General features: G+C 73.0%; 10 protein-coding genes and 2 tRNA genes. 9 read left to right on the forward strand and 3 right to left on the reverse strand.

Going from position 1 to position 9,642, the window contains the following annotated elements; all coding sequences use genetic code 11:
- Positions 1-29 precede the first annotated feature (29 nt).
- On the reverse strand, positions 30-599 hold the full coding sequence (locus tag PSU4_RS29815; RefSeq protein ID WP_147115852.1) for a TetR/AcrR family transcriptional regulator: 570 nt from the start codon (positions 597-599) through the stop codon (positions 30-32).
- A 39-nt stretch (positions 600-638) separates the two neighbouring features.
- Between PSU4_RS29815 and PSU4_RS29820 the strand changes: the two genes are divergently transcribed.
- The 4 genes from PSU4_RS29820 to PSU4_RS29835 all read left to right on the forward strand — a co-directional run bounded on the left by PSU4_RS29820 (position 639) and on the right by PSU4_RS29835 (position 4,592).
- On the forward strand, positions 639-1,079 hold the full coding sequence (locus PSU4_RS29820) for an SRPBCC family protein (RefSeq protein ID WP_147115854.1): 441 nt from the start codon (positions 639-641) through the stop codon (positions 1,077-1,079).
- A gap of 233 nt (positions 1,080-1,312) precedes the next feature.
- Complete coding sequence (locus tag PSU4_RS29825) at positions 1,313-2,446, forward strand: acyl-CoA dehydrogenase family protein (RefSeq protein ID WP_147115856.1); 1,134 nt, start codon at positions 1,313-1,315, stop codon at positions 2,444-2,446.
- A gap of 68 nt (positions 2,447-2,514) precedes the next feature.
- Positions 2,515-3,015: a PH domain-containing protein gene (locus PSU4_RS29830; RefSeq protein WP_147115858.1), complete on the forward strand. Its 501-nt coding sequence runs from the start codon at positions 2,515-2,517 to the stop codon at positions 3,013-3,015.
- Complete coding sequence (locus tag PSU4_RS29835; RefSeq protein ID WP_147115860.1) at positions 3,012-4,592, forward strand: PH domain-containing protein; 1,581 nt, start codon at positions 3,012-3,014, stop codon at positions 4,590-4,592. Before PSU4_RS29830 ends, PSU4_RS29835 begins: the two co-directional genes overlap by 4 nt.
- On the opposite strand, the gene PSU4_RS29840 is transcribed toward PSU4_RS29835, so the two are convergent.
- A complete protein-coding gene (locus PSU4_RS29840; RefSeq protein ID WP_147115862.1) occupies positions 4,503-6,062 on the reverse strand; it encodes a helicase HerA-like domain-containing protein in 1,560 nt (519 codons plus the stop codon). The genes PSU4_RS29835 and PSU4_RS29840 overlap by 90 nt on opposite strands.
- Before the next feature lie 31 nt (positions 6,063-6,093).
- Here PSU4_RS29840 and orn point away from each other — a divergent pair, with 31 nt between their 5' ends.
- The 5 genes from orn to PSU4_RS29865 all read left to right on the forward strand — a co-directional run bounded on the left by orn (position 6,094) and on the right by PSU4_RS29865 (position 8,973).
- A complete protein-coding gene (gene orn, locus PSU4_RS29845; protein ID WP_147115864.1) occupies positions 6,094-6,720 on the forward strand; it encodes an oligoribonuclease in 627 nt (208 codons plus the stop codon).
- A gap of 36 nt (positions 6,721-6,756) precedes the next feature.
- Positions 6,757-6,829 (forward strand) — tRNA-His (locus PSU4_RS29850).
- 107 nt (positions 6,830-6,936) lie between these two features.
- Positions 6,937-7,012, forward strand: a tRNA-Lys gene (locus PSU4_RS29855).
- A gap of 234 nt (positions 7,013-7,246) precedes the next feature.
- Positions 7,247-7,702 carry a nitroreductase/quinone reductase family protein gene (locus tag PSU4_RS29860; RefSeq protein ID WP_246115441.1) on the forward strand — a complete coding sequence of 152 codons (456 nt, stop codon included), beginning with the start codon at positions 7,247-7,249 and terminating at the stop codon, positions 7,700-7,702.
- Positions 7,699-8,973, forward strand: coding sequence for an FAD-dependent oxidoreductase (locus PSU4_RS29865; protein ID WP_246115442.1), 1,275 nt, complete (start codon positions 7,699-7,701; stop codon positions 8,971-8,973). The genes PSU4_RS29860 and PSU4_RS29865 overlap by 4 nt, the downstream gene beginning before the upstream one ends.
- Here PSU4_RS29865 and PSU4_RS29870 read toward each other — a convergent pair.
- Positions 8,949-9,611, reverse strand: a complete 663-nt coding sequence (locus PSU4_RS29870) for a DedA family protein (RefSeq protein ID WP_147115866.1) — start codon at positions 9,609-9,611, stop codon at positions 8,949-8,951. The genes PSU4_RS29865 and PSU4_RS29870 overlap by 25 nt on opposite strands.
- Between the last annotated feature and the right edge of the window lie 31 nt (positions 9,612-9,642).

Consider the following 9,642-nt stretch of genomic DNA (forward strand, 5'->3'; position numbering starts at 1 on the left):
TGGGGCCCGCCGCGCCGCCGACCCACCGCTCACGGAGCGAAAGCGTTGTCCCACAACGTCACGAACCGCTCGAAGGCTGCGTCGACGGCATCGCGCTCGCCGGTGGCGAGGAGGTCGAGCAACAGCCCGCGGACGACGGCGACGCCGAGCCGGACGTCGGTGCGGGCCTGGTCGAGCGGCAGGCCGTAGTGCTCGTGCGCGGTCCGCGCCGACGGCTCGACCCAGCGTGCGATGTCGCCGTCGAGCAGCCGGGCTGCGGGCTCCTCCCCCGCCAGGCCGCGCGCGTAGAGGCTGAAGAACAGCCGGACGTTGAGCGCGAGCGCGGGCTGCGAGACCTGCTTCCACAGGGCGCGCATCTGGTCGGGCGCGGACATCCCGGTGTCGGCGGCCAGCGCCGCGGCCAGCGCCTGCTGCCCGCTCTCGACGGCCTGGACCACGGCCAGCACCAGTCCGTCCCGCGACCCGAAGTGGTAGCTGAGCATCCGGTGGCTGGTGCCGACGGCCTCGGCGACGGCGCGCAGCGACAGGTCGGTGGCGCCGGTGGCGGTCAGGTGCTCGAGGACCGCGGCGAGCAGTTCGTCGCGGCGGGTCGCATTCATGCCTGGACCGTACCAAGTGGTACATGTACCATCTGGTACATGCGTACCGGGAGGATCGACGTCCACGCCGTCAGCGACGCACCGCCCTCAGCGGTCTTCGCCCTGCTGCACGACGTCAGCACCTGGCCCGACTGGGCCGACTTCGCCACCGCGCGCCTCGAACGTGAGGGCTCGCCCGACCCCGACGGCGTCGGCGCCATCCGCGCCTTCACCGGGCAGGCCGACACGCGCGAGGAGGTGGTCGCCGTCGAACAGGACCGTCACTTCGCCTACGTGCTGCTCTCGGGCATCCCGATCCGCGGCTACCGCGCCGACGTCCGCCTCAGCCCCACCGCCTCGGGCGGTACGGAGATCTCGTGGCGGTCGTCGTTCACCGCGAAGATCCCGGGGACGACGCGACTGATCGAGAAGCGCCTCGGCGCCTTCATCGACGACACCGCCCGCCGCCTGGCCACCGCCGCAGCTCACGTCCCCCGGTGAACGTGCACATCCCCCTTCGACGTGAACATCCGCGCGCAACCTCACTGCTGTTTTCCGGTACTGGGGCGACCCTGAGGTTCCACGCGGTTCTTCGGGCGCAACCTGACGGTCGTTTTCCGGTGCTGGGGCGCCCCTGAGGTTGCGCGCGGTTCTTCGGGCGCAACCTGACGGTCGTTTTCCGGCGCCGGGACGACCCTGAGGTTGCGCGCGGCGTGCTGACGTAGCGTCGGGACGTGCCGACCGTCGAGGAGCTGTTCGCGCCGCCGACCGAGGTCGCGGCCCATCCCGCCGTCGTCGAGACGATCCGGTTGTGCGACGAGGTGATCGGTCCGCACGCCCCTGCGGCCGACGATCCCGCCCGCGGCGTCGACCCCGCCCACCCGCGGGCGCTGGCCGCGGCGGGGCTGCTGTCGGTGCGCGTCCCGATCGCGGAGGGCGGGCTCGGGGCGGCGCAACGCGTCGACGTCGAGACGGTCGAGCTGCTGGCGGGCACGTGCGGGGCGACGTGGTTCGTCGTGACCCAGCACCGCAACCCGCAGGCCGACTCGGCCTCGCCGGTCAAGGGCCTCCCCGCCGACGCGTACCGCCACGGCCCGGCCGCCGCGGCGCACCGGCCCGGCCTCGCCACCGGCGCCACGCTCGCGGGGATCGCCGTCGCCCACATCCGCCGCCCCGGCCCGCCGGCCGTGCGCGCGGAACCGGCACCCGGCGGCGGCTGGCGCCTTTCCGGCAGCGCCGCCTGGTGCACCGGGTGGGGCATCACCGACCTCACGATGGTCGCGGCCACCACGGCGACCGGCCGGTTCGTGTTCGCGCTGGTCCCGACGGCACCTCGCCCCGGACTGCGGGCCGGTGACCCGGCGCCACTCGCCGTCATGGGCGGCACCCGCACGGTCGGCCTGGAGCTCGACGACATGGCCGTCGCCCCCGACGAGGTGCTCCTCGACGTCGACGCCGCCGCGTGGCTCGCCGCCGACGCCCTGCGCACCGCCGACACCCGCCCCGCGACGCTCGGGCTGCTGCGCCGCGTGCTGGTCGAGCTGGAACGTCTCGGCCGGCGACGCCCGGAGGTGGCCGACGTCGCCGGGACGCTCGGCGAGCGCGGTGCGGCGTTGCGCGAGGAAGCGCACGCGTTGCTGATCGACGTCCCCGCCGGTGAGCGGACGGCCGACCGGATCCGGCTGCGCGGCGAGATCGCGGAGCTGACGGTGCGGGCGGCGAATGCGCTGGTGGCGGCCCGGTCGGGCAGTGCGACGTTGCTCACCTCGCCGGAGCAGCGCTGGGTCCGGGAAGCGATGTTCCATCTGGTGCAGGGCCAGACCGACGTGGTGCGCCGCGCGCAGCTGGCTGCGTTCGCCGTTTCCTGACGCATGTCAGCCCGCGCCCGGGACGGTCGAACGACACGGACCACCCGTGGTCCGGGCACAGTGGGACCATGACCGTCGCAGTCGCGCTCCCCCTGCGCCCGCCCGCGCACCGCGTCGATCCCCGTGCGGTGCAGTGGTGGCGGCTGCAGGGACTGGCCGCGCTCGTCGTGCTCGCCGGACCGCAGCTGGTCGTGTGGTCGGTGCTCGCCATGTCGCCGTCCTGGTTGCTGGTGACGACGATCGTGACCGCAGCCCTCGCCGTCGCGTACGCGCTGGTGGTGCCGCCGATCCGCTATCGCATCCACCGGTGGGAGGTCACCGACGAGGCCGTCTACACGCTGTCCGGGCTGCTGGTGCGGGAATGGCGGATCGCGCCGATCTCGCGGGTGCAGACCGTCGACACCGAGCACGGGCCGCTGCAGCAGTGGCTGAAGCTGGCGAGCGTTACAGTGACGACGGCGTCGGCCCGCGGGCCGGTGACGATCCACGGCCTCGCCGCACCGGACGCCGCCGAGCTCGCCCGTGTCCTCACCGAGACCACGCAGGCCACCCCTGGGGACGCGACGTGACCGCTCCCTGCGACGTTCCCTGGCGGCGCCTGGACGGGCGGATGCTCGTCGTCGCGCCGTTGCAGCACGTCGTGAGGCTGCTGCCGGTGCTGGTGATCCTGCTGTTCACCGGGCGCGGCGACCCCGTCCGGCTGTGGATCACGCTCGGCATCACGGTCGTCCTGATCGTGCTCGGCGTGATCCGCTGGAAGACGACCCGCTACCGGATCACCGGCGACCGCGTGGAGCTGCACAGCGGCTGGGTCCGGCGCCAGCGCCGGTCGGTGCCACGCGACCGGCTGCGGACCGTCGACGTCACCTCGACGCTGCTGCATCGCGTCTTCGGGCTGGGTGTTCTGCACGTGCGGGGGGCGTCGAGCGCCGCGGCCGACCACCACGGCCTGAAGCTCGACGCGGTGAGCGCCGCGGAGGCAGCCCGGCTGCGGACCGAGCTCCTGCACGCGGCGCCTTCACCCGGCCCGGCCGAGGTCGTGAGTGGCGATAGTCGCGATAGCGACTATCGCCACTCACAGGTGCTCTCCACCCTGCGGTGGCCCTGGATCCGGTTCGCGCCGTTGACGGTCTCTGCGCTGGCCGGGACGGGGGTGCTCGTCGCGGCGGTGTGGAACGTCGTGAGCGAGCTGGGGCTGCGGCCGCGGGACCTGCCGTTCGCCGCCGACGTCGAGGAACGCATCCGCGGCGCCGCGATCTGGCTGACCGTCGGCGTGCTGGCGCTGGTGCTGCTGGTCGTCGCGATCGTCGGGTCGCTGCTGATGTTCACCGAACGCTGGTGGGGCTACCGGCTCACCCGCGACGACGACGGCACCCTGCGCGTGCACCGCGGCCTGCTGACGCGGCGGTCGCTGTCGGTGGCGGGCAACCGGCAACGCGGCGCGGCCGTGAGCGAGCCGTTGCTGCTGCGAGCCGGGCGCGGCGCCCAGGCCCGGGTGCTCGCGACCGGGCTGGGCCGCGGTGGCCAGGGCGGGGCGTTGCAACCTCCCGCGACGCGCCGCGAAGCCCACCTGCTGGCGGCCGCCGTCGCCGGGGAACCCGTCGAACGGTCGACGCTCGCGCCGCTGCGCCGGCATCCCCGCCGGGCGTTGTGGCGCAGGCTGACCCGGGCCGTCGCGCCCGCGGCGGCGCTGTGTGCGGCGGGCTGGGCCGTCGCGACGACCGTCCCCGGCTGGTACTGGCTCGGCCCCCTGACGACGGTGCTGCTCGTGCTCGCGGTGCCCGTCGGGTTCGACCGTTACCGCAACCTCGGGCACCTGCTCACCGCCCGGCACCTGGTGACGCGGTGGGGTTCGCTGCACCGGCGGACCGTTGTCCTCGAACGGGACGGGGTCATCGGCTGGCGGATCCGGCAGAGCATCGTGCAGCGCCGCGCCGGCCTGGTGACGGTCGAGGCCGTCACCGCCGCCGGCGAGGGCGGCTACCCGGTGACCGATGTGACCGCCGCCGACGGCGTCGCGCTGGCCGCGGCGGTCACCCCGTCGGTGTTCGACTCGCTAACGCCGCTTGGTGCCGAAGAGCCCGCGGGTGATCTCACGGCCCAGGGCGCTGGCCGCGGACCGCAGGAACGACTTGACCACCGGTGAGCCCAGCACCTCCGCGACCATCCCCGGCTCCTCCTTCTCCCGGCGACGCGGGGCCTCGGACGGGGGCGGGGCGTCGACGGGCGCGGCGTCCGGGGGCGGCGGCGCGGCGATCTTCGCGGTGAGCTTCTCGTAGGCCGACTCGCGGTCGATGGTCTCGCCGTACTTCGGGTACAGCAGCGACGCCTTCGCGGCCTCGGTGACGGCCGCCTCGCCGATGGCGTCCATCAGCGACCGCGGCGCCCGCATCCGGGCCCACGCGACGGGCGTCGGCGCGCCACGCTCCGACAGCACCGTCACGATCGCCTCGCCGGTGCCCAGCGAGGTCAGGGCCTCCTCGAGGTCGTAGACCTTCGACACCGGGTACGTCTTGACCGTCCGCGACAGCGCCTTCTGGTCCTCGGGGGTGAAGGCGCGCAACGCGTGCTGGATGCGGGCGCCCAGCTGCGACAGGACGGCGTTGGGGACGTCGGTGGGCAGCTGCGTGCAGAAGAACACGCCCACACCCTTGGACCGGATGAGCTTCACGGTCTGCTCGATGCGCTGCAGGAACGCCTTCGACGCGTCGGCGAACAGCAGGTGCGCCTCGTCGAAGAAGAACACCAGCTTCGGCTTGTCGAGGTCGCCCGCCTCGGGCAGGTCCTCGTACAGCTCCGCGAGCAGCCACATCAGGAACGTCGAGAACAGCATGGGGTTGGCGGCCTGGTCGGCCAGCTCCAGCAGCGTGACGACACCCTTGCCGTCGACCTGGCGGATCAGGTCGGCCGGCTCGAACTCCGGCTCGCCGAAGAAGTCCTCGCCGCCCTGGGCCTCCAGGTTCGCCAGCGCGCGCAGGATGACCCCCGCCGTCGCCGAGGAGACCCCGCCGATGCCCTTGAGGTCGGCCTTGCCCTCGTCGGACGTCAGGTGCTGGATGACCGCGCGCAGGTCCTTGGTGTCGAGCAGGGGCAGCTGCTTCTGGTCGGCCCAGTGGAAGATCAGGCCGAGCGTCGACTCCTGGGTGTCGTTGAGCTGCAACACCTTGGACAGCAGGATCGGCCCGAACTGGGTGAGCGTCGCCCGGATCGGCACGGCCGAGGACGACCCGCCCAGCGACAGGAACTCGACCGGGTAGGCGGTCGGCGTCCAGTCGTCTCCCGTGTCGGCGGCGCGGGAGGCGATCTTCGGCCCGTCGGCACCCGGCCGGGACATGCCCGACAGGTCGCCCTTGACGTCGGCGAGCAGGACCGGGACCCCGGCGTCGGACAGCTGCCCGGCCAAGCCCTGCAACGTCTTCGTCTTGCCGGTACCGGTCGCACCGGCCACGAGGCCGTGCCGGTTCAGCGTCGCGAACGGGATGCGGACCTTCGCCGCCGGATCGACCGCACCGTCGACGAGGACGGTGCCGAGCTCCAGCGCGAGACCCTCGGTGGCGTATCCGGCGGCGATCTGCTGGGCCGCGGTCACCGGATCGGCGTTCGTGTTCTCCCCCACGTCGGCGGACTCTAGCGCCTAGGGTGGCGGGATGAACGACCGTCTGGTGTGGATCGACTGCGAGATGACGGGTCTCGACCTGCAGCGCGACGCACTCATCGAGATCGCCGTGCTCGTCACCGACGGGGACCTCAACGTCCTCGGCGAGGGTGTCGACGTCGTCATCCATGCCGACGAGTCCGCCCTCGCCGCGATGCCCGACGTCGTGCGCGACATGCACGCGCACTCCGGGCTCACCGAGGAGGTGCGGCGCTCGAAGGTCACCCTCCGGGAGGCCGAGGAGGCCGTCCTCGCCTACATCCGCGAGCACGTTCCCGACGCCGTGTCCGCGCCGCTGGCGGGCAACTCGATCGCCACCGACCGCGGTTTCCTCGCCCGCGACATGCCCGAGCTCGACGCGCACCTGCACTACCGCATGGTCGACGTCAGCTCCGTCAAGGAGCTGTGCCGGCGCTGGTTCCCACGGGTGTTCTACGCCAAGCCCGAGAAAGGCCTGGCGCACCGCGCCCTCGCCGACATCCGGGAGTCGATCCGCGAGCTCGCCTACTACCGCGCGACGCTCTTCGTCGCCCCGCCCGGACCGACGTCCGAGCAGGCCCAGGCGGCTGCCGCGGCCGTGTCGGGGTCCGGTGTGGGGGGCGGTCAGGGGGAGGGCTAGTATTCTTCTCGTCGCCGGTCGAGGCCGGTGGACATGGTGGGTGTAGCTCAGCTGGTAGAGCACCTGGTTGTGGTCCAGGGGGCCGCGGGTTCAAGTCCCGTCACTCACCCGGAACGCGGTGCCCCCACCGCGAAGGGGCCGGAAAGCGCTGTGATAGCGTTCCGAAGGCGCCGAGCGGTGGGGCGCAGCGAGTTCGGGAAGACAATTCAATACTCTGCGCCGTTAGCTCAATTGGCAGAGCAGCTGGCTCTTAACCAGCGGGTTCGGGGTTCGAGTCCCTGACGGCGCACCATTCACGTCGAGGGCGGGTCTCCATTCCGGAGGCCCGCCCTCGACGCATTTCCGGGCCTATTCCGCTGCCGCTGCCGCTGCCGCACAGGTTTCGTGCGTGCCGCACCCGTTGCAAGGGGTGCGGCGGGGATGCAACCTGTGCGGCGGGCCCGTCGCGACACGCCCGGAACACCGGATGGGTCACCGCTCACGGATTCGCCGAGCGGGCTCACGCGGACGCGGCTACCGTCGAAACGTGCCCGGCCCCGACCTGGTAGCGCTGAACGCGTCCATGATCGACAGAATCCTGAGCGAACCGCCCGACCCGATCGTCGACGGCGGCTACGCGCTCCGCGTGCTGCGCACCCGGGGCCGCCGCAGCGGGCGGGTCCGGGTGACGCCGATGGGTGTCGTCGGTGTCGGCGGCAGCCACTACCTCGTGTGCCCGGACCCGAACCGCGACTGGGCCCGCAACCTCGCCGCCGACCCCGCCTGCGCCGTCGTCTCCCGCGACGACGAGCGACCCGCCACGACCGTCGCGGTGCCGGACGACGAGGCGGCCCCTGTCGTCGCCACCTATCTGTCGGCGATGCGGGACCTGCCGTTCGCGATCAACTCGTTTCCCGTCGGACCCGACGCGACGCCCGAGGAGATCCGCCCGCGCCTCGGGACCATCCGGGTGCTCCGGCTCGGACCACGGCGGGTGGCGTGAGCACCGGCGGTCCGGCGTGCGTCGTCGTCGGCGGCGGCCCTGGCGGGATGCTCACCGCCTACCTGTTGGCGCGCGGCGGTATCCGCGTCACCCTGTTGGAGTCGCACCGCGACTTCGACCGCGACTTCCGCGGCGACTCCCTGCACCCGTGGACGCTCGAACTGCTCGACGGTCTCGGGCTCGTCGACGACCTGCTCGCGCTCCCCCACTTCGCCGCGCGCTGGTTCCGCTTCCACACCCCGCACGGCACCATCCGCACCACCGACTACGGCGGCCTCGTGTCGAGGTTCAACTACGTCGCGCTCATGCCGCAGGCCCGGTTCCTCGACTTCATGGCCGCCCGCGCCGCCGAGCTCCCCGGTTTCGAGCTGCGCCTCGGCGCCAAGGTCACGGGCCTGCTCGTCGACGGCGAGACCCCGCAGGGCGCACCCGCGGTCACCGGGGTCCGCTACCGCGACGCCGGCTCCGGCGCCGACCACGAGCTGCGCGCCCCGCTGGTCATCGGCGCGGACGGCCGGTTCTCCCGGATGCGCCGCCTCGCCGGGCTCGCGGCCGAACCCCTCGGCGCGAGCAGCGACCTGCTGTGGTTCCGGCTCCCGCGCCGCGACGACGACCCGCCCGAGGCCGACGTCGACCTCTACTTCGGACGCCACCACTACGTCGGGCTGCTCGGCGGGCCGACCGACTGGCAGATCGGGTACTCGCTGCCCAAGGGCGGCTACCCGGCGGTGCGCAGCGCCGGCGTCGAACCGATCCGCCGGTTCGTCGCCGAGCACGTGCCGTGGCTCGCCGACCGCGTCGGCGCGCTCGCCTCGATGGACGACACCACGTTGCTGTCGGTGGACATCTCGCGCGTCGCGACGTGGTGGCGGCCCGGGCTGCTGCTCCTCGGCGACGCCGCACACGTCATCTCCCCGGTGGGTGGCAACGGGATCCTGATGGCGGTGCAGGACGCGGTCGCGGCCGCCAACCGGCTCGTCCCGGCACTGCGCACGGGCGGCGCAGGCCCCGACGTGCTGGCCGCGATCCAGGCCGACCGCGAACCCACGATCCAGGCCGTCCAGGCCCAGCAGGTGCGGACGGAGAAGCGCGTCGCCAAGGCCCGCGAACGTGGGAAGCCCATGTCCCCGCCCGCCATCCTGCGGGTGGTCACCGCGTTCCCCGGGTTCCGGGTGCGGGCCGCGCGGCGCAACGCCTACGGCCCCAACCCGCCCACGCTCGACACGTCGATGCTGGTGGCGCAGCCTCAGTCGTCGGACTCGGCGGCGTAGTACCCGTCCTTCTCCTGCGCGGCGTGGGCCTCCGCCATGCGGTGCGTGCGGCGGCGGACGAACAGCGTCACCCCGATCCCGGCGATCACCGCGACCAGAAGCGCGACCCACGAGAACCGCGACAACCAGTGCTCCGCGACGACGCCCAACGAGTAGACCAGCAGCGTCGTCCCTGTCGCCCACACGATGCCGCCGAGCGCGTTGGCCACGAGGAACCGCGGGTAGTGCATCCGCATCGCCCCGGCGAGCGGGCCGGAGAAGATCCGCAGCAGGGCGACGAAGCGGCCGAAGAACACCGCCCACATCCCCCACCGGTGGAAGAACCGCTGCGCGACCTGCACGTGGCTCGGCCCGAAGTGCGCGGGGAAACGCCTGCCGAGGCGGTCGAACAGGCTCATCCCGTAGCGACGGCCGACGGCGTATCCGATCGAGTCACCGAGGATCGCGCCCGCGCTGCCCGCGACCGCGATCCACACCGGCGACACCGCCAGCTCGTGGTGTGACGACAGCAGCGCCGCACTGACCAGGACGATCTCACCGGGCAGCGGGATGCCCAGGCTCTCGATCCCCACGACGAGCCCGACCAGCAGGTACACGGTCAGCGGCGGGATCGTCTGCAGCAGGTCGTCGAGCCACATCGTTGTCGTCCCCCTGTCCCCGCCGGCTGCC

This window comes from Pseudonocardia sulfidoxydans NBRC 16205 (assembly GCF_007989085.1).
In the GTDB taxonomy this organism is placed as follows: Bacteria; Actinomycetota; Actinomycetes; order Mycobacteriales; family Pseudonocardiaceae; genus Pseudonocardia; species Pseudonocardia sulfidoxydans.

What these genes read in the sequence shown, in the direction of transcription:
- PSU4_RS29815 (WP_147115852.1), bottom strand. Translation starts at nt 599, where the DNA reads ATGAATGCGACCCGCCGCGACGAACTGCTCGCCGCGGTCCTCGAGCAC.
- PSU4_RS29820 (WP_147115854.1), top strand. Translation starts at nt 639, where the DNA reads ATGCGTACCGGGAGGATCGACGTCCACGCCGTCAGCGACGCACCGCCC.
- PSU4_RS29830 (WP_147115858.1), top strand. Translation starts at nt 2,515, where the DNA reads ATGACCGTCGCAGTCGCGCTCCCCCTGCGCCCGCCCGCGCACCGCGTC.
- orn (WP_147115864.1), top strand. Translation starts at nt 6,094, where the DNA reads ATGAACGACCGTCTGGTGTGGATCGACTGCGAGATGACGGGTCTCGAC.
- PSU4_RS29870 (WP_147115866.1), bottom strand. Translation starts at nt 9,611, where the DNA reads ATGTGGCTCGACGACCTGCTGCAGACGATCCCGCCGCTGACCGTGTAC.